The sequence below is a fragment of the Moritella yayanosii genome (assembly GCF_900465055.1).
GTDB classification, from domain to species: Bacteria; Pseudomonadota; Gammaproteobacteria; order Enterobacterales; family Moritellaceae; genus Moritella; species Moritella yayanosii.
In genome coordinates, this window is the sequence record NZ_LS483250.1 from 2,165,588 (window position 1) to 2,184,754 (window position 19,167).

The window sequence follows — 19,167 nt, forward strand, 5'->3', positions numbered from 1 at the left end:
AAAAATTTTATCGCTTAAATCATATTTCACATTTAATAAACACAAAAATAGTTAAGTATAATTCAACAGCGCCGCACCACGAACACCGCCTTCACCACCAAATTTGGCTTGTTTTAACTGCGGCAATTTCATGTTATCAAATACATAAGCCTTTATCTTTTCAGGCAGTTGAGAATACAACGCCTCAAAGCTAGCCAAGCCACCACCGAACACCACCACATGGGGATCTAGGATCATAATCAGACTGCCTAGTGCAGCGGCTAAAATATCTAAAAATACCGTCACCGTTTTTACTGCTACGGCATCATTCGCTTCATATGCAGTAATAATATCAGGCCCTTTTAATGCCTGTTCTTCACTGCATGAACCATCTATATGAGTTTTGTAAAATTTATATAACGCAGCAAGTCCTGTTCCTGAACAATAGGTTTCTAAGCAGGAATGACCCCCACAGCCACAATGTGTCAGTGGCAGCTCAGGATAACGTTGTAACATGGTGCCAGGGATCGCCATATGACCAAACTCACCCGCACCAAAGTTATGCCCTGACAAAATAGTTTTATTGATACAGATCGCGCCACCTAAACCTGTGCCTAAAGTCACCGCGATAGCAATTTCTGCGTCTTCCGCTGCACCTTTAAAACATTCTGATAGCGCAAAGCAGTTGGCATCATTCTGCACTTTTACGTCACGACTAATACGTTTCTGTAAATCGGTTTGTAAATTTTGGCCATGTAAACTGGGTAAATTAGGACAAATGGTGGTATTATTTTCTGGATCCATCACCCCCGGATAACCGATACCAACCATGCCTTTACAACCAAACTCTTTATCGGCTTGAAAAATAAAGGTATCAAGTGCATCTAATAATTCTTCGTAATCGTCGGTCGGTGCGGGGATCCGCTCATTGAAAACACACTCAAGCTCGGTGTTATAAACCGAAAATTCTATCTTCGTACCGCCAATATCAAAACCGTAATACATTTAACCCCCATAACCGTTAAATAACAGCTAAATAATTAATGATATAGTGATGTTTCAATTCATAATGAAAGTTTAATCAATTTCATACGAATGAGCAGGTTTATATCTGTGCAATCGATCACACATCAACAATTTACTACCAGTAAGTGGTATTAGGATAACAATGAGGAAAGAATGAACGAGAGAGTGGCAAGTCGTTAATAGGTAAATAACAAACCGCGGTTAAAACCACGGCTTTGGAATAGTTAAATCAATAAAACGACTTAATTATTTAGTGAGATCATCAAAGAAGCTTTTCACACCGTTAAAGAAACCTTCTGATTTTGGCTTATGTTTCTTTGCCGACGCACTGTTTAATGATGCTTCAAACTGCTGTAACAACTCGGTCTGCTCAGCGTTTAGCTTAACTGGCGTTTCAAGTGTTACTTTACACAGTAGATCACCCGTCGCACCGCCACGTACTGATTTCACGCCTTTACCGCGTAAACGGAACATGCGACCAGTTTGTGTTTCCGCGGGTACTTTTAATTTAACGCGCCCGTCTAAGGTCGGAACCTCAATTTCGCCACCGATAGCGGCATGGGCAAAACTAATTGGCACTTCACAGTACAGGTTGCTGCCGTCACGCTCAAAAATAGCATGTTGACGCACACTGACTTGCACATACAGATCACCGGATGCGGCGCCTATATCACCCGCTTCACCTTCGCCAGTTAAGCGAATGCGATCACCAGTATCAACACCTGCTGGAATGGTTACTTTTAGATCTTTGCTACGTTCGTAACGACCTTCACCATGACATTTACGGCAAGGATCTTTAATGATTTTGCCTTTACCATGACAGGTTGGGCATGCTTGATTTACCGCAAAGAAACCTTGACGCATTTGCACTTGACCTTGGCCATGACAAGTACTACAAGTCGTTGCTTTGCTACCGGATTTAGCACCTGAACCATTACATACTTCACAATGACATTGACTTGGAATGCGGATCGTTTTGTTTACACCACGAACCGCTTCTTCAAGGTTAAGTTCCATGTTATAACGCAGATCACTACCACGTGCAGCACGTTGTTGACGACCACGGCCACCGCCGCCAAAGATGTCACCAAATACATCGCCAAATACATCACCGACGTCACCTTGACCACCGTGTCCGCCTTGTTGATTTACACCTGCATGTCCATATTGGTCATAAGCCGCTTTTTTCTGTGCATCATTTAGCACTTCATAAGCTTCTTTAACTTCTTTAAATTGCTCTTCCATCGCTTTATCACCCTTAGTTCGATCAGGGTGACATTTCATAGCCATACGTTTATAGGCCTTTTTAACATCTCTTTCGCTAGCGTCGCGTGATACACCTAGCACTTCGTAATAATCGCGTTTTGACATAATAATCAGCTTAAATTTAAATAATTTAGATACACGAAAGGCGTTGGTGAAGCACCAACGCCTTTGTTATTTAAAAACTAATAACTTAGGCGTTATTATTTTTTATCTTCTTTCACTTCTTCGAACTCAGCGTCAACAACATCACCAGTTACGTCTTTCTCTTTTGGCTGTTCTGCTCCGGCTTCTGGGCCAGCTTGTTGTGCTTGAGCTTGCTGTTGAGCAATTTCCATCAATTTTTGAGCCGATTCCATTAACGTTTGAGTTTTCGTTTCAATCGCTTCTTTGTCATCGCTTTTAATTGCTGTTTCTAGCTCAACAATTGCGGCTTCAATTTTTTCTTTGTCATCAGTAGGTAGTGCTTCGCCAGCTTCTTCAATTTGCTTACGCGTACTGTGAACCATAGCATCAGCTTGGTTACGTGCTTGTACTAGCTCTTCGAATTTAGCATCTTCAGCAGAGTTTGCTTCAGCATCACGTACCATTGCATCTACTTCTTCTTCTGAAAGACCAGACGATGCTTGGATTGTAATTTTTTGTTCTTTACCCGTATCTTTATCACTTGCAGATACGTGTAAGATACCATCCGCATCAATATCGAATGACACTTCGATTTGTGGAATACCACGTTGTGCAGGACGAATACCTTCTAGGTTAAATTGACCTAGTGAGTTGTTGTCTGCAGCACGTTTACGCTCACCTTGGATTGCGTGAACGGTTACCGCTGATTGATTATCTTCTGCAGTAGAAAATGTTTGTGACGCTTTAGTCGGGATAGTTGTATTTTTCTCGATAAGCTTAGTCATAACACCACCCATAGTCTCAATACCCAGAGATAGAGGTGTAACGTCTAGAAGAAGTACGTCTGTTTTTTCACCAGAAAGTACCGCACCTTGAATCGCCGCGCCCATCGCTACAGCTTCATCAGGGTTAACGTCTTTACGTGCTTCTTTACCGAAAAACTCAGTAACAGCCGCTTGAACCATAGGCATACGAGTTTGACCACCAACTAGGATGATGTCGTTAATGTCACCAACAGCTAGGTCTGAATCTTGTAATGCAATACGTAGTGGTTCCATCGTTGCTTTAACTAGGTCTTCAACTAGAGATTCTAATTTAGCACGTGTCACTTTGATGTTTAAATGTTTAGGACCTGTTGCATCAGCAGTGATGTAAGGTAGGTTTACATCAGTTTGTTGTGTTGTAGATAGTTCGATTTTCGCTTTTTCTGCAGCTTCTTTTAGACGTTGCATTGCTAGCGGATCGTTTGTTAGGTCAAAGTTATGTTCTTTTTTGAATTCTGCTACTAGGTAGTTGATTAGACGTGTATCGAAATCTTCACCACCTAAATGCGTATCACCGTTAGTCGCTAATACTTCAAACGTTTTCTCGCCATCAACTTCATCGATTTCGATAATAGAGATATCGAATGTACCACCACCAAGGTCATATACAGCGACGATGCTGTTGCCTTTAGCTGTGTTTACACCATAAGCGAATGCAGCAGCAGTTGGTTCATTGATGATACGTTTAACATCAAGACCAGCGATACGACCAGCATCTTTCGTTGCTTGACGTTGTGAGTCATTGAAGTATGCAGGTACCGTAATTACAGCTTCAGTTACTTCTTCACCTAGATAATCTTCTGCTGTTTTCTTCATTTTCTTCAAAACTTCAGCAGAAATTTGTGGCGGAGCCATCTTTTCGCCTTTAACTTCAACCCATGCATCACCATTGTCAGCTTTCACAATTTTGAAAGGCATGATTTTGATATCACGTTGGATCTCTTCATCTTCAAAACGACGGCCGATCATACGTTTGATTGCAAACAACGTGTTTTCAGGGTTAGTTACTGCTTGGCGTTTTGCAGGCTGACCAACTAAAGTTTCACCATCTTCGCTATAAGCGATGATTGACGGAGTAGTACGATCACCTTCAGCATTCTCGATTATGCGAGCAGTGTCGCCTTCTAAGATTGATACACAAGAGTTCGTTGTACCTAAATCGATACCAATGATTCTACCCATAATCGTAATTCTCCAATAAAGACTTTTATTTACAAATTTGATACAGAATAAATGGTGACAATTAAAATACTTTAACTGTCACTGACAACCCGCACCTTGCAAGGTTATCTCTGCGATTGAAAATAAATATGGGGACGAAATTGAACGCTTCAAGCAGAAAAATGAATTTATTAAAAAAAAATTGAATATAATTGCAAAAATCGACTTAAATACTCGGTGTTCGACAGCAAAGATACCTTTATCAATACTGCGATGGTCCTCCGCAATCAGCGCTACGCTGTATCAATTTCGATCACGGTATACTTGTAAGGCGTATCCGCTAACCAAGGCGATAAATGTTTTTGTAACATCAGGGTTAATACCTGTTTGCTGACGGGCTTAGCTATAAAATCGTCCATCCCAGCCACAAAACACTTATCTTTTTCGGTTTGCAGTACATTCGCGGTTAATGCAATGATGGGGGTGTACTGACCAGCAGTTTCATTATCGCGAATAATTTTTGTCGCCTCAAAACCATCAAGTACTGGCATCTGACAATCCATCAAGATTAAATTAAACCCTTGTTCTTTACATAGGTCTACCGCTATTTGACCATTGTCAGCAATCGTAACCACAATACCCAGCTTTTGTAACATCATCTTCGTTACTTTCTGATTGATTAAGGTATCCTCAACCAATAATACCCGCATTTCATCGGCCGCTATGGTTTGTTCTACAACCGTTTCAATTTGCTTAGGCTGCTCCTTCATCAGCGTTTGAAGTACGACTGTTTTTAATGTATCGGCTTTATAAGGACGGCTCAAAAAAGCTTTTATCCCGAGTTGTTTTGCTAATACATCATCACCTACTTGCGCCTCTGCAGACATTAACATTAACCGCGGTGTGAGCTCAGCAAACTCATCTTGTAATTGTTTCGCAACCGTAAAACCGTCCATTGTCGGCATCACTTTATCGATGATAACTAAATCAAAAGGCTTACCTTTATCTAACGCATCAAGTACAACTTTCTTGCTTAAACAGGGATCATCACAACATACCGATGTTGCCCCCAAACTTTTCAATTGCGCAGAGGTAATGCGCATATTCAACATACTGTCATCAATCAGCAATATAGATAACCCGGCAAGACTTTGTTCTGAATCAGGCCGCTGCAATAATTCGTCAATAGATTCGAATTGAATCACAAACTCAAAGCGGCTACCTTTATCAGGCTTACTGTAAACAAGAATGTCACTATCCATTAATTTTACAATGCTACGGCAAATCGCTAAACCTAAACCCGTGCCACCATAATTACGTGTTGTACTGCCATCTGCTTGCTGAAACTTTTCAAATATTTTTTGTTGGTTCTCGGCGGCAATGCCAATTCCACTATCAATAATCTGAAACATAACCCCGGCATTATTATCTTTACGATCCATTAATTTGATATTCAAACGTACACAACCTATCGAGGTGAATTTGATCGCATTAGATAATAGGTTATTCAACACTTGACGTAATTGCGTGATATCACCGAGTACAATATCAGGTATGTTGTCATCAATATGACAGACTAACGCGATCTGTTTCTGTCTCGCGATAATAGAAAAATTGGATTCAATCTCTTTACATAACTCAAATAGATTCAGTGGATTTTTCGCAAGAATAAGTTGGCCAGACTCTATTTTTGAGAAATCGAGAATATCGTTAATCAAATCAAGTAGCGTAATAGACGAAGAGTAAAGCATATCAACAAACTCTTTCTGCTCGCGCCCCATTGGCATTTCTTGTAACAAGGATGCCGTACCAATAACCCCATTCATGGGTGTGCGGATCTCATGACTCATATTTGCCAAAAATTCACTTTTCTTCAAGTTGGCTTCTTCAGCTTGACGTTTTGCAACTACAAGCTCCTGATTGTTAAGTCTAATCTTTTCAATCGAGGCGTTATAACTGGTGGTGAGAGTGGTGATTTCATCATCAAATAACCGCGTTGAAAGCTCAAGCGGTTGTGGTAATTGTTCGCTATCAAATTTGTTAACGGCATCTGACATCTCAGCCAAGGGCCGAATAATAATTTTATACACCACAAAAATAATGAAAAGTGCAACCATGAAGGTCTTCACTGCTTGCGATAATAACAAGACAACAAACTTATCCCACAAGCCTTTGTAGATAGGATAAAGATCGGCTTGAACCTTAAATATACCCAGCTCAAATGTCTTACTTGCAAAGTGCTTCTGCATTGGCCAAGTTACATTATACTGATATTCAACGAGCGGTTTTCCTAATTGCAGAACGATACCGCTATCATCCCTAATTTCGAGATAATTAACACTTGGTAACTGCATGATCCCTTCTGCCAGCAACTTTAATTGTTCTCGATCTTCAACCCACAAACTTGCCGTTAAACTAGATAAATAACTTTGTTTTATTTGATCAAGCTGAGTTTCTATACCTGAAACATCGTCTTTATAATCAAGATAGATATTCAAGCCTGTAATGAATAATGTAAAAATAGAACTGATAAGCATGATTGATACGAGCAATTGCCTCGCGATGCCTACTTTTGTCTTGTGCAACGTCGCTTTATTCATCCCTAAACTCACATCCTGTTACTAATCGACTAACCTAATAATAGACACTAGAAATGGAATTACGGCGATAAGGACATAAAAATGAAACGTTTTATTACAATAATGTTAACTCTACAGGTTTATCTTGCTAGCTTTACGGCTCATGCTGAAGTTATTAATTATTATGTCATTGCCAAACAAGCAATGCCATTTCAAATCATAAGCAACAATAATCAGCATACTGGTATTGTTTCAGATATTATATCCAGTGTATTTGCTGAAAATTATACCGTTAATTATCACACTTACCCGTTCAACAGAATGATCTCAGAACTGGAATCTGGTGGTAAAAAAAACTGGATAACTTATGGCAGCCCCAATTGGGGGGGGGTTCAAGCAGCAAATTTATCTGACAACCCTATTTATACCGTGAGTCACAGTATTTTAACCCATGCTAAATCTGGCCTAGTTTTCGGTGATTTTAAAGACTTAAACGACAAAGTTTTTATATTACTCAATGGTTTTGATTACCCGAGCTTACAACCAGTTATTGATAGTGGTGAAATTAAAGAATTACGAGTGAAAGATTATGCGGCCGCCTTTCGTATCTTAGATAGAATGCCGCAAGATGCCGTATTTGTTGAAATGACATCACGCATTAAATATAACCTTAAGCTGCTTTCAAGAAACCTAAACGGCTATAAATTACAAGACTTTTCTGCATTGATCCCAAGTTACCCGATTTACTTAGCACTTGATCCGAACATGGATAGCGATATCCAAAAATTCATTAATCAGCAATTATCGATGTTATCTAAATCAGGGTCGTTGCAAGAAATTATTAATCGCTATATTTAAGACAATAACACCGGTAAATAAATCGCCAACTTAGTTACCGGTGTATCTATTTCGCCCCTGAAAACCTATTCTGACTTATCACATTTAATTAATAAAATTAGATTCAAACATACGCCCTAACTTGCTTGCCTTGGTTTTAAGGTAACCTGCTTGTAACGGCACGCGTTCGGCAATATTGATATCCGCGTTCGTTTGCTTCGACAGTATCGGCACCGTCATCTTGTAAGTGATAAGCTCTGCTCTTATTCAGCAAACCAATACCAAGGCTAAGTGCTCTTTACCCGGGGCGTGCTCGATAAAACCATTCATCTAAAATGTGCCGAATTTAGTCGGTAACTTTGCACTATCAACATAACTGACAAGATTATACGGCGCTTGTGATGCTAACTGATGACGTACATCCATTAATATTTTACCAAGTTCATTACGCCCCTGACCATCACCACCGTCGCCCCAATACGCGTCTTTATGGGAATGTTCTGTTAATACTTGTTCACCCGTCGCAACAAGTTGGTAGGCATAAAATGGATTCTGACTAAATTTTGCCATCACGACATCACGCATGACACCGTCACGTACTGCCACCCAGTCCGATTTGACCAATGGTGCATACTCTCGACTTAAACTAAAAGCTTCATCTGATGTAGAGGCTCTGCGAATGAGGCTCTGTAATTGTGGATCATTGAATTTTTGCGCTTGATAAAAATGCTCACTGCTCGGCCATACAACGCCGTCGAGCTTAATTGCTGCGAGCGCAAAATTTGACAAAAAACCAAAATCATCATTTGGTTCATAAAACTGTATTTCATCTATCATTTACTCTACTCCATGAATATAGATATTAATGAACATCGATATATCAGATGTAAATACGTGAATATCATGCATAAAAATGAGTATAGGGCGGATAGTAAGGAATGAGCTATGACGAGAGCAATAGTGTTACATGCTTAAAAGATTAAGACATTAAAGTTAAAAATTAACTTTAATGTCTGCAGAAATACATTTTATACATTATTTTAAATAGTTAGAGCTAATAAAACAGGTAACCTAAGTTTTCATGTCCCCATTGCCACCAAATTACACCCGCAATAGCAGCGTAGATAGCCCAAGCCACTAACCCATTCATCATTTTTGGTTGTGTAATAGAACTCACTAACTTATATTCTGCAACGCCAGTAAACATCGCTTTCACTAGCGGCTGCTTCTTGAGTTTATAAGCGCCGATAGCAATGACATGTAAGCCTATTGCCCAAAGTAGTAAGTCGAAATTAACGCTATGTAACCAGGTCATAAAACTGACCGTATCCGCAGAAAAATATTGTGCTAATGGGCCTTCTGACAAGATATCATCACTGGAGCTGAGCCCGCTGAATAACTGGGTTGCAAGCAAAGCTAAAAACAATAACACCATACAAGCGCCAGCAGGATTATGACCAAACTTAACCCGGTCAAACTTGTTTTTATCCGTTAGGTAATCGATTAACGCTTTTGGACTTTTTATAAAATAACTGAATTTAGCCGTATCACTGCCAATAAAACCCCAAATAAAGCGGGTGATCCAAAGCGCAAGTAATGTGTAGCCAAACACAAAGTGCCATTCCATTTCGCCGTTATCAGCGCAATACCACAATGCAAATAACAAGCTCACTTGTAACCAGTGATAGCCACGAATAAATCCGTCCCAAACTTTAACCTTAACCATACAACCCTCTGCAGATAATAACGACGTAAATGCCCAACTCACATTGAGATAATAGGGCTATTTTCTAACACTTAACCAGACAATAGCAACAATTACCATCGACATACCTAAAAAATGGAAAATAGTGAATGCTTCATCCAGTAAAAACACCGCCATTAACGCAGTTAATACTGGGCCGCTGCCCCCCACAATCGAGGCTTGCTCTGGCCCCACTCTGGCAATGGCTTCACTCATTAAAAAAGAAGGGATCACAGTACAGCCAATCGCCAACCACAGTGATATCCAAAATACTGGCATAGGTATGCTTAGATCGGCGACATCATGCACAATTGAAAAATGCACAAAGATCATAAAACTGGCGCCAAACATGGCAATACAGGTAAACACTAAACTGCCTAGCATTTGGATCTTATTTTTACTAAACAACAAATAACAGGCAAACGTAAAGCACGCGGTTAACACCAGCAAGGATCCTGTTATCACGCCCTCCCCTTGTTTACCCAAGTCATGATAAAACAGTACAAAAACCCCCGCATAGGCCAAGATAAGTGCACCTATCACTTGTCGATTAATACGGTTACCCAATACCAACCAGCTGAGGATCACTACGATTGTTGGGTAGGTAAATAACAGTAACCGTTCTAGCTGTGAACTAATATGGTTAAGTCCTTGCAGATCAAAATAACTGGACAAGTAATAACCTAAAAGACCAATGCCCATCACCGGCATAAACTGTGCTTTTATCGGTGATTTTAATGCCGGTTTTTTTCTTATCATCCACACAAATACGGCGATATAAAAAGGCAGCGACAAGAGCATGCGATACGTCATTAACGTGATGCTATCGATCCCATATTGATAAGCCAGTTTAATGAAAATACCTTTTGTCGAAAACAAACAGGTAGCAAAAAATGCACACAGCAGACCAATTTTATGAGCTGATAATCTATCGCGTAGCGCTGAGCGAATAGTACGTTGCTTTGTGCTATTGGTAGTACTGGTGCTATTACTGGTGATAGTAGTCTGTTCCATGACCCCTCCAAGATAAAATGAAGGCTAGGAATAAGTAGAATAAAACAGATAGCAGACTACAGATCCCGTAGCCTCGCCAAAATTAGTTAGCTGCTACTCTGGTTTCCAGAACAGCCATAAACGAATAATAAAGTAAGCGCGAAAATAAATTGTCATTAGTATTCACCCTTACCTTGATCTAAAGTTAAGATTCATCATGACAGTTACCATAATATTGAACAAGCTCATAATTTTGATAAGCAGCGAATCAATATAAATGCTCACTTTAGCGCGAGGGTTAACTTTTATATAGTAAAAATATAGCGATAAACAGGATAGATTTAATTATGTATTACTCAATAGACGCGGCTTAATTTTTATAACGCTGCATTAACTCACCCGGCGTTACAGCAAACTTCTTCTTAAATGCAGTAACAAAATTTGAGCTATGCTGATATTTAGCTTGGTAAGCCGCTTCAGCGACACAGTTTATCTGACCACTCTTAATACCCGCCATGACGTGCTCTAACCTGCGCTCTTTAATATAAAATGCAATCGTCACTCCAAACTCGGCTTTAAACTTACGCTGCAGGCTACTCATACTCATCGCTTGACTATAGGCAAGTTCTGTCAGATTAATATCATTATGTAATTGCTCTTCCAAATAATTTACCACTAATCCGATCGCTTTATTGCTATGCGGTTTATCATGATTTTCGACTTCTGTATCAGCGTTTGATAACGAGTTATTCTCAACAAGTAGTTTTAACATTTGCTGTAAAATAAGTGACACTATACGCTCAGCCGAAAATGCAATTTGCCACTCAGGCAATTCTTCAATAAAGAAATTATTAATAGCCATAACAACATCCGTGGAAGGCGTCCAATAAAATGCAGCTAAGTGTGTTTGTAGCCGTGCCAGTGGCAACCCTTGTAATTGACACCCTTGCAATGTGAACCATTCAGGCGTTAAAACTATATGTAATTTTTTAATATGCTGATTTAATTTTAAGGTTCGCGTGAATGGAATACCATGCTTAAGTCGTACTGCGACTGCATGGGCTTTTCCTTCTTTGCCCTGTAATTCAAATGCACTATCGCCATAGCTAAAATTCAGCTTACCTTCTAACACCAAACAAATAGATAAACTCTGCCCAGCTCTCCCTAACACTGTTCGACTGTCTTGCTCTAATGTTGAACCTCCAAACAATAAGATGCCTGAAGGTAATTTTAAATTAACCAATTTCCCCTTAATTAAAACCTCATTTTTAATCTTACCTCTATTGATAATCTGGGTGCCATTGACGACTTCCGTCATTGCAATATGCTGCGCACCGACAACCACCCCTTTATTTGAACTTTTTCCGGTTTGCTCAATTTTCATAATTCACCGCCGATTTCGAATAACGCTTTCATCTATTAGTTTGTGTCCAAAATGCTAACATTAATGAGAATTATTATCAAAAAGAATAATAATTTATACAACCCAACTTTTTTATTATAAAAACAACAGGATCTCGTTCATGACTTGCAGTATCCCATCAACAAGTAAAAAATATTTACTGTCTTACCTTACTCGCTGTTTAAAGCTGTCATTATTAATATTGCCAATAAATGTCTATGCAAATATTGAATCTACCAATGACGAGCAAGATACGACGAGTACCACCACAGTTTGGGCGACTGAAATTAATAGCTCATCGGTATTTTTAGGGGATGATCAAATAGCCATTAAACAAGCCGATCATTTATCTGATTTATTAAGGGATACACCAGGGGTCGATGTTGGTGGGACCCACTCAGTCAATCAGCGTATCAATATACGCGGCATGAATGAAACAGACTTACAGATCCGATTAGATGGCGCCTCACAGTCAGCAAACATGTTCCATCACATTGGTAATTTAACCTTAAATGCCGATATTTTGAAATCTGCAGATGTGCAGGTTGGCGCTAACTCAGTGGTGAATGGGGGCATTGGTGGTGCAGTTAGCTTCACCACCAAAAATGCACAAGATCTGTTACAGGCAGATGAAGACTTTGGTAGTCGCATAAGCCTGAATTACGGCTCAAATGATTACCAACAAGCATCATTAGCATTTTATGGCCAACTTTCAGAAAAGTTTGATGCCATGGTTTATGGCTACATTTATGATAGAAACAATTTCTCTGACGGCGACGGTACGCCAACATTCGGCTCTGACGGCACCATAGGCAACGCCTTATTCAAAATCGGATTCTCACCAGATTCCCAGCAACGATTCGACCTTGCTTATGATTTTTATAAAGATAAAGGTGACTACAACCCAAGACCTGACATGGGCTCTTCTGCCAATGAAGCCCTGTCACAAGCGACCGTAATGCCAACTGAATATATTAGACAGACGCTGAGTTTAAATTACTTATTAGAAAAAAATGAAGATCTGTATTTAACCAGTAGCCTCTATCGCAACCACATTGATTTAACCCGTGATGAATCGGGATTAACGATCCGCTGGCCTGGCGATCGATTATCTGAAAACAATGCGCAAAATATTAATACCGGATTTAATACCACGGCGATAAGTCAGGTTGAACTTGTGAATATGAACCACAAAATCACTTATGGTATTGATGGTAACGAGCAACAAAGTATTAGCCAATACGGTAATGCCGAAAAGACCAAAGAAAAAGCAATCAGTGGTGCAGTATTCGTCGAAGATAGAATCAATATTACTGATAGTTTATCTATCACACCCGGTGTTCGCTATGACTACTTTAAACGTAAAGCCGTTACCAGTACCAAAAGTTTTGATGATATAAGCTTTGCACTCGCCGCTGAATATGACATCACAGATGGATTCACACTATTTGCGAACAGCAGACAATTGTTCAAAGCACCGCAACTGCTCGAAACCTTTATTAACTATCAAGCGGTGACCTATTTAGATCCTAATATCAAAGCAGAATCAGGCTTGAACACTGAAGTTGGTTTCCGTTTTGAGCATGACTTAGGTGATGGCAGTATCGCCACTAACTTAACGGTATTTAGAACTGATATCGACGATTATATCCAAAAAACATATAACCCACAGAACCATGGTTACGATGTTGAAAATATTGGTGATGTGGAATACGAAGGCTTTGAGGCAAGTATTTTATACCGTATTTATGATTTTGGTGCGCAGGTTACCTACGCTAAATCAGATAACTGGGATAAAACGGCAAACACCCCGATTATTTCTCGAGACTCTGCACGTAGTACTGATATTGGTGATTCAATCGGACTTAATCTTGATTATGACCTGACGTCATTAGATGTCATCTTGGGTTGGAATTCTCGCTTTATCCTTGAAGAAGATAACGTCGCTCAAGACCAACCTGTCAAACCAAGCTACGATGTACATAACTTATATGCGCAATGGTTACCTCGTCAAATTGAAGGGTTAGCGCTCACCTTTGGCATCGACAATATCTTTAACGAGCAGTATGCGTCTCATGCATCGCGCAGCGGTACCGTTAATCGTGGTCAGCTAATTAACATGACTGACTATGAACCCGGTCGAAATGTTAAAGCAACGCTTGCTTATCAATTCTAACAACTTGTTTATTAAATATAAAACCTAAAGCCAATAAATGTAGTCATGCATTTATTGGCTTTAGAAAGGAACTCAAAGTGCAATATAATTTAAAAAACCTGTTATATTTATTCACAATTTTTTCGTGTTTTTCATTATCTGCGACAATATACACAATAGCGCGAAGGACCTGTTATGAGCTTATCATCAACACAAGCCATTAACTCAGACGATAGTACACCTATATCATTACAACAGGAGTATAACCAGCAGACCTCTATCAACAAGTCATTGTTTGGGCGGTTCGGTTACCTTATTCCCTTATGGCGATAGTGGTCGGTGCTTGCTTAGGGCTCGCAGGGGCTGAAATGCAAACGGCGTTAAACAATCCTTTAGCGAGTCCTTTTACATTAGGTATTTCTGCCGCCGCAACATTAGGCGCAGCCATTGTAGTGGTGTTTAATCTACAAATACCTGGAATTTAAAATCAATACCTATTACCTATCATGGCGTTTGTTTTTTCAATATTGGCAACCATGATCATCTTGCTTGTGATCCGCTACATTAACGCCAATATCAGCACAATTGTCTTGTTTGGTATATCACTATTTTTTGCTTTGAACGCTGCGGTGTCCTTTCTACAATTCTTAAGTGACGAAAATGCACTACAACAAATTGTATTCTGGACAATGGGGTTGATGTCAGTAAGCTGCGTTATGGCATTATAATCCGCGTCTCATTACTTACGGCAGTGTCGATTTTCTTTGTCGGTGAGATTGGCTTTATTGGTCTGATTGCGCCGCATATTGCACGCTTACTAGTGGGTGAAGATCATACTTTCTTTCTGCCTATTAGCATCGTCACCTCCATTGTAGGCATTCCCTTATTCATCACTTTAATCTTATCGCGTCAGAGTCGTTTATGAAGCAGCACATAGTTTTACCGCACAAACAACAAATAACAATTCCTCATATACAACCTGGTCAACTGGTGACACTCATCGGAGCCAATGGCATAGGTACATCGAGTTTATTAAAAGCAATCGCAGGGTTACTAAAGGTTGAAGGTGAGCTGTGTTTAAATCAGTTACCACTCAGTGATATGACCGCAAAACAGCGCCTAGAGCATATTGGTTATGTGCCACAAGCATTGCCACAAACAACCCCTCTCACCCCTTTCGAAATGTTAAGGAGTAGCCTTTTACATCTCCAGAAAACGCCAGAACACCAGATAAATACCTTAATTACTCAAGTGTTTAAGCAATTAGAAATATCAGATATTGCACTTACACCGTTATCGCAACTATCTGGAGGGCAACGGCAAATGGTGGCAGTGGCAAACGTGCTGACTAGAACACCGAAATTACTATTACTTGATGAACCAACCAGTGCCCTTGATCTACGCTGGCAATTAAAAGTCATTAATACTTTAAAACAACAAGTACAACGCACCAATTGTATCGCCATTATTGCTATCCATGATATTAATTTGGCATTGCGCTTTAGTGATCAAGTATGGGTATTAGGACACGCAGGGGTTACCCATTTTGGAAAACCAAATGACGTTGTTAACAGCGCCATGCTAGCGCAAATTTATGGCATTAAAGCGCGGGTAGTAACGGACTAATGGACATACTTTCGTTGAGATAAAAAAATGGCCAATCGAAATTGGCCATTTTAATAGTTAGAAAAGTAACCCGCTACTAGAGCGTATAGCTAATGCCAAATTTAAAGGTTCTTGGCTCACCCACATTAACCTCGCCATTTTCACCGCCAGCAAGATAGTCGGTATCAAACAGGTTATCGATATTAAGACGAAGTTGCAGCGCGTTACCAGCCACTGAAGTCTGGTAGTTAATCCCAGTATCAATGCGGATATAACTGTCTTTTAAGAATTCGTTAGCCTCATCACCATAACGTTCGCCTTCATAATACGCGCCTAAATTAACCGATAACTGCTCAGTAAATGCATATTTACTCCAGATTGATGCAGTCCATTCCGGCACATCCTCCGGACGATTGCCTGCTAACTTATTATGTTTTTCATAGTTAGCATCGAGGTACATCACCGAGGTAATCAAAGACAAATTAGCACTAACCTTACCAATCGCACTCAGCTCTACACCTTGGTGATGCTGTTCTCCGCCCTGAGTTGTTATATCACCATCTGAAGCGTCTTCAGTTAGTACAATATTACTGCGAGTAATATCAAAGATAGCGGCGTTAATCGCTAACTTATTATTCATAACTTGCCACTTAGTGCCCAATTCATACATTTTTCCCTTAACTGGATCTAACTCCATACCATTATTACCACTAAGGCCGTCCTCAAGTACACGACCCAGAGGTTCAAAACTTTCACTGTAGTTCGCATAAATTGATGCATTATCTTGTGGGTGATAAATAACGCCAAATTTAGGTAATACCACATTGTTATTCGCATCGGTTTTATCCTGACGATCATAACGCACGCCCACTAATACCTGCCATTGATCATTCAAGGTCACCAGATCCTGAACATAAATACCATAGTACTTATAATCTTCAGTCTTAGCGTCACCATCAGCATAATCTAATTCCGGTTGATCCATAATGGTGCCATCGTTAATATTGCCATCGAACTTATCACCTTTCACTTTTAGCGAGGTATACTCATGCGCAAGATAGTTACCACCCACTAATAACTCATGACTAATACCGCCGGTTGTCACCGAGCCTATCAGATCAAAATAGAATGACTGCTGTTGCCAGTCTTCTAACTTGTTATAAGGTTTGTTGCCATAACTGCCATCAAGGGGATCATACTTACCCGTTTGCGGTTTACTTTCCCAGCGTTCACGTTCGTTATGCTGGTTGTTGTAACCCGTCGCAACTTGCCAATATGAATTCACTTGATAAGTCACATCAACACCGTAGTTTTCACTTTGAGCATCGATCTTAGTCCAAGGCATGTCCCAGATGGTGCTGTCACCGCCGATCACATTGCCATGATCATCAACTAAAGCGCCACTGTCCTGACCAGAAACATCATCCAGTTTATCGTAATGCAGAGCGATAGTCAGCGCATCCGTCACATCAAACTCAGTCACTAAACTGCCTACCAACGACTCACTTTCTAAGTTGCTGCCGTCTTGGTATTCACGCCAGCTATTATTGTTTTGCTGCTCGATAATGGCTCGGTAACGAATGGTTTTATTGTCATTCAAGCTGCCAGTCGCATCAATCGAGTGACGGAATGAACCATCATCATCGCCTTTAACCGCAAATTTAACCGAACTTTCATTCGATGGCTTTTTCGTGACTAAGTTAACGATGCCGCCGGGTGCTGACTGACCGTATAATAAACTTGATGGTCCTTTTAATACCTCAACATTATCAATCAATGCCATCGGCATCCGGTATTTAGCAAAATGCTGATGACCATCTTTCAGGATATTAGTATTTTCATCTAAGCTAAAACCACGCAAGCTAAAGCGTTCTCGATCCGATGTAACTCGACCTAATGAAACACTCGCGTCATTTCTTAATGCATCACCTAAGGTGACAACTAATTGATCCTCTAACACCTCAGCAGGGATCACAGTGACCATTTGTGGCGTTTCTAACAAGGAGACATCCGAGCGCATCGCGGCATGAGCCTGATCGATTTTATAGTGCTGCTGATAGCCAACCACAGTCATCGTTTCTGTACTGTCTGCTGGAACAGCCTGTGCGAGGCTCGCTTGTGAATAAAGGATTGTCGAAATAACGGCGGATATAAATTTAACTTGAGTGTTCATGTAAATAAAACCTTTGTAGCTTAATACATCCATTAGATATATTTAATCGCTAAAATATTTTGTATGGGACTGTAACAACCCAAATACAAACTGAAATAGGAATCGTTCTTATTTGCCTTTATTTTATTGATTAGCTTACTGGTGTCAAGTTTGAACTGCTTGGTTTTTAATCGTTTATTAAATAAGTATGTAAAATATCCATTAATGGGGAACTTTTTGATAGTGCAGGAACTGGAACGGTTGTGAATAAAATTAATCAGGTCATTAAAATAAAGGGCCATCTCGACCCTATATTTTCTATTTTCTATTTTCTATTTTCTATTTTTCAAAATCTGTTGTTCTAATGCATTTAATACATAATCTGCAGAAACAAAAGTAGGCGTATACGCTTGTTCACGGTTTAAACGGATGAACTGGTTGTTTTGATAAGCCGTTAAGGCAAACTGCCAACCGGGGGCAACATCATCAAAACCGGCGTCGATTGACTCGGGACCCGCGCCTAACTGCGATGTGTAGGTACTAAAAAACCAATCTGCATCTAATGACTCAATCAGTTCTGAGCTTATTTCAGCACCCGCATCGTCAGGGGCAAAATTATCTTGTAAAAATTGTGGTCGGGTTAAGCCTAAATCAAATAATACCTGGGTAATGATCCCCGAGTTTTGGCGGATCTTAATTTCCGCCTGACCTTTGCTGGGTACCGCATAAATAAATGTTTTACCCGACAATTCATCGGTATATTTATCTTTAAAGCGAGCAATTTTTTGTTGGTAGTCGCTATAATTCTGCTCGAAAATATCTTTTTTACCCACCCAGGTAGCTACATCGCGGTAAGCATCAAAAATGTTCGGCGTATAGCGTTGGATCAATACCGTCGGGGCAATTTTAGAGAGTTTATCAAATAGTTTTTTCTGATATTTTACCGTACCGATAATCAGGTCCGGTTTCGATGCTTTGATCTGTTCAATATCACTGCCTTTATTGCCGTAGTTGAAGTAACCCGTATCGGCAAATTTAATACCAAAAACTTCTTCACCGCCGCGAATATAAGGCGTATTCCCCGGTAATTTAATATAAGTCGAAGTACCGACTATCGGGGCATCAACATCTAACAAAATAGACGTTGTCGACATCACATGCAGAGATGCGATACGTTTCGGTTGGGTTAATATTTCAACCTTGTTACCCGCATGGTCGGTTATCATCATGGTTTCGTTAGCAACCGCTTGCAGCGATAAGCTCAGCAACAACGCGCCCTGCACAAATGTTATTAATTTCATCATTTTCCTATATTCTTTCA

The 19,167-nt window shown here is 40.0% G+C and carries 13 protein-coding genes and 2 pseudogenes; 4 read left to right on the forward strand and 11 right to left on the reverse strand.

Features of this window, described 5'->3' with window-relative positions:
* Window positions 1–51: 51 nt before the first annotated feature.
* The 4 genes from MORIYA_RS09910 to MORIYA_RS09925 form a co-directional block, all read right to left on the reverse strand.
* The gene (locus tag MORIYA_RS09910; RefSeq protein ID WP_112714806.1) at window positions 52–984 is read right to left on the reverse strand and encodes an ROK family protein; all 933 of its coding nucleotides are present in this window, start codon (window positions 982–984) and stop codon (window positions 52–54) included.
* Window positions 985–1,251: 267 nt separating this feature from the next.
* A complete protein-coding gene (gene dnaJ / locus MORIYA_RS09915) occupies window positions 1,252–2,376 on the reverse strand; it encodes a molecular chaperone DnaJ (RefSeq protein WP_112714808.1) in 1,125 nt (374 codons plus the stop codon).
* Window positions 2,377–2,471: 95 nt separating this feature from the next.
* Window positions 2,472–4,400 carry a molecular chaperone DnaK gene (gene dnaK / locus MORIYA_RS09920; RefSeq protein ID WP_112714810.1) on the reverse strand — a complete coding sequence of 643 codons (1,929 nt, stop codon included), beginning with the start codon at window positions 4,398–4,400 and terminating at the stop codon, window positions 2,472–2,474.
* A gap of 272 nt (window positions 4,401–4,672) precedes the next feature.
* Window positions 4,673–6,979 carry a response regulator gene (locus tag MORIYA_RS09925; protein ID WP_112714812.1) on the reverse strand — a complete coding sequence of 769 codons (2,307 nt, stop codon included), beginning with the start codon at window positions 6,977–6,979 and terminating at the stop codon, window positions 4,673–4,675.
* 81 nt (window positions 6,980–7,060) lie between these two features.
* Here MORIYA_RS09925 and MORIYA_RS09930 point away from each other — a divergent pair, with 81 nt between their 5' ends.
* Entirely contained in the window at window positions 7,061–7,816 is a 756-nt protein-coding gene (locus MORIYA_RS09930) for a substrate-binding periplasmic protein (RefSeq protein ID WP_112714814.1), read from the forward strand.
* Between the two features lie 184 nt (window positions 7,817–8,000).
* Here MORIYA_RS09930 and MORIYA_RS21790 read toward each other — a convergent pair.
* The 5 genes and pseudogenes from MORIYA_RS21790 to MORIYA_RS09950 all read right to left on the reverse strand — a co-directional run.
* A pseudogene (locus MORIYA_RS21790) lies at window positions 8,001–8,078 on the reverse strand (GTP cyclohydrolase II); the annotation flags it as partial.
* Between the two features lie 47 nt (window positions 8,079–8,125).
* Window positions 8,126–8,632: an NADAR family protein gene (locus MORIYA_RS09935; RefSeq protein ID WP_232011589.1), complete on the reverse strand. Its 507-nt coding sequence runs from the start codon at window positions 8,630–8,632 to the stop codon at window positions 8,126–8,128.
* A 217-nt stretch (window positions 8,633–8,849) separates the two neighbouring features.
* Window positions 8,850–9,521 (reverse strand): cytochrome b/b6 domain-containing protein, encoded by a 672-nt coding sequence (locus tag MORIYA_RS09940; RefSeq protein ID WP_112718559.1) that lies wholly within the window; start codon window positions 9,519–9,521, stop codon window positions 8,850–8,852.
* A gap of 57 nt (window positions 9,522–9,578) precedes the next feature.
* Window positions 9,579–10,553 (reverse strand): DMT family transporter, encoded by a 975-nt coding sequence (locus tag MORIYA_RS09945; RefSeq protein ID WP_112714816.1) that lies wholly within the window; start codon window positions 10,551–10,553, stop codon window positions 9,579–9,581.
* Window positions 10,554–10,902: 349 nt separating this feature from the next.
* Window positions 10,903–11,916 carry a helix-turn-helix domain-containing protein gene (locus tag MORIYA_RS09950; protein WP_112714818.1) on the reverse strand — a complete coding sequence of 338 codons (1,014 nt, stop codon included), beginning with the start codon at window positions 11,914–11,916 and terminating at the stop codon, window positions 10,903–10,905.
* A gap of 139 nt (window positions 11,917–12,055) precedes the next feature.
* Here MORIYA_RS09950 and MORIYA_RS09955 point away from each other — a divergent pair, with 139 nt between their 5' ends.
* The 3 genes and pseudogenes from MORIYA_RS09955 (at window position 12,056) to MORIYA_RS09965 (ending at window position 15,715) form a co-directional block, all read left to right on the forward strand.
* The gene (locus tag MORIYA_RS09955; protein ID WP_112714820.1) at window positions 12,056–14,110 is read left to right on the forward strand and encodes a TonB-dependent siderophore receptor; all 2,055 of its coding nucleotides are present in this window, start codon (window positions 12,056–12,058) and stop codon (window positions 14,108–14,110) included.
* 302 nt (window positions 14,111–14,412) lie between these two features.
* Window positions 14,413–15,014, forward strand: a pseudogene (locus MORIYA_RS09960) (FecCD family ABC transporter permease).
* Window positions 15,011–15,715, forward strand: coding sequence for an ABC transporter ATP-binding protein (locus MORIYA_RS09965; RefSeq protein WP_112714822.1), 705 nt, complete (start codon window positions 15,011–15,013; stop codon window positions 15,713–15,715). The pseudogene MORIYA_RS09960 and the gene MORIYA_RS09965 overlap by 4 nt, the downstream one beginning before the upstream one ends.
* A 76-nt stretch (window positions 15,716–15,791) precedes the next feature.
* Here MORIYA_RS09965 and MORIYA_RS09970 read toward each other — a convergent pair whose 3' ends face one another.
* The gene (locus tag MORIYA_RS09970) at window positions 15,792–17,867 is read right to left on the reverse strand and encodes a TonB-dependent siderophore receptor (protein WP_232011590.1); all 2,076 of its coding nucleotides are present in this window, start codon (window positions 17,865–17,867) and stop codon (window positions 15,792–15,794) included.
* 311 nt (window positions 17,868–18,178) lie between these two features.
* Entirely contained in the window at window positions 18,179–19,150 is a 972-nt protein-coding gene (locus MORIYA_RS09975) for an ABC transporter substrate-binding protein (RefSeq protein WP_112714826.1), read from the reverse strand.
* Window positions 19,151–19,167 lie beyond the last annotated feature (17 nt).

Excerpts from the sequence above, each read along its gene's own strand:
- MORIYA_RS09910 (WP_112714806.1), bottom strand. The coding sequence starts at position 984 with ATGTATTACGGTTTTGATATTGGCGGTACGAAGATAGAATTTTCGGTT.
- dnaJ (WP_112714808.1), bottom strand. The coding sequence starts at position 2,376 with ATGTCAAAACGCGATTATTACGAAGTGCTAGGTGTATCACGCGACGCT.
- dnaK (WP_112714810.1), bottom strand. The coding sequence starts at position 4,400 with ATGGGTAGAATCATTGGTATCGATTTAGGTACAACGAACTCTTGTGTA.
- MORIYA_RS09925 (WP_112714812.1), bottom strand. The coding sequence starts at position 6,979 with ATGAATAAAGCGACGTTGCACAAGACAAAAGTAGGCATCGCGAGGCAA.
- MORIYA_RS09930 (WP_112714814.1), top strand. The coding sequence starts at position 7,061 with ATGAAACGTTTTATTACAATAATGTTAACTCTACAGGTTTATCTTGCT.
- MORIYA_RS09935 (WP_232011589.1), bottom strand. The coding sequence starts at position 8,632 with ATGATAGATGAAATACAGTTTTATGAACCAAATGATGATTTTGGTTTT.
- MORIYA_RS09940 (WP_112718559.1), bottom strand. The coding sequence starts at position 9,521 with ATGGTTAAGGTTAAAGTTTGGGACGGATTTATTCGTGGCTATCACTGG.
- MORIYA_RS09945 (WP_112714816.1), bottom strand. The coding sequence starts at position 10,553 with ATGGAACAGACTACTATCACCAGTAATAGCACCAGTACTACCAATAGC.
- MORIYA_RS09950 (WP_112714818.1), bottom strand. The coding sequence starts at position 11,916 with ATGAAAATTGAGCAAACCGGAAAAAGTTCAAATAAAGGGGTGGTTGTC.
- MORIYA_RS09955 (WP_112714820.1), top strand. The coding sequence starts at position 12,056 with ATGACTTGCAGTATCCCATCAACAAGTAAAAAATATTTACTGTCTTAC.
- MORIYA_RS09965 (WP_112714822.1), top strand. The coding sequence starts at position 15,011 with ATGAAGCAGCACATAGTTTTACCGCACAAACAACAAATAACAATTCCT.
- MORIYA_RS09970 (WP_232011590.1), bottom strand. The coding sequence starts at position 17,867 with ATGAACACTCAAGTTAAATTTATATCCGCCGTTATTTCGACAATCCTT.
- MORIYA_RS09975 (WP_112714826.1), bottom strand. The coding sequence starts at position 19,150 with ATGATGAAATTAATAACATTTGTGCAGGGCGCGTTGTTGCTGAGCTTA.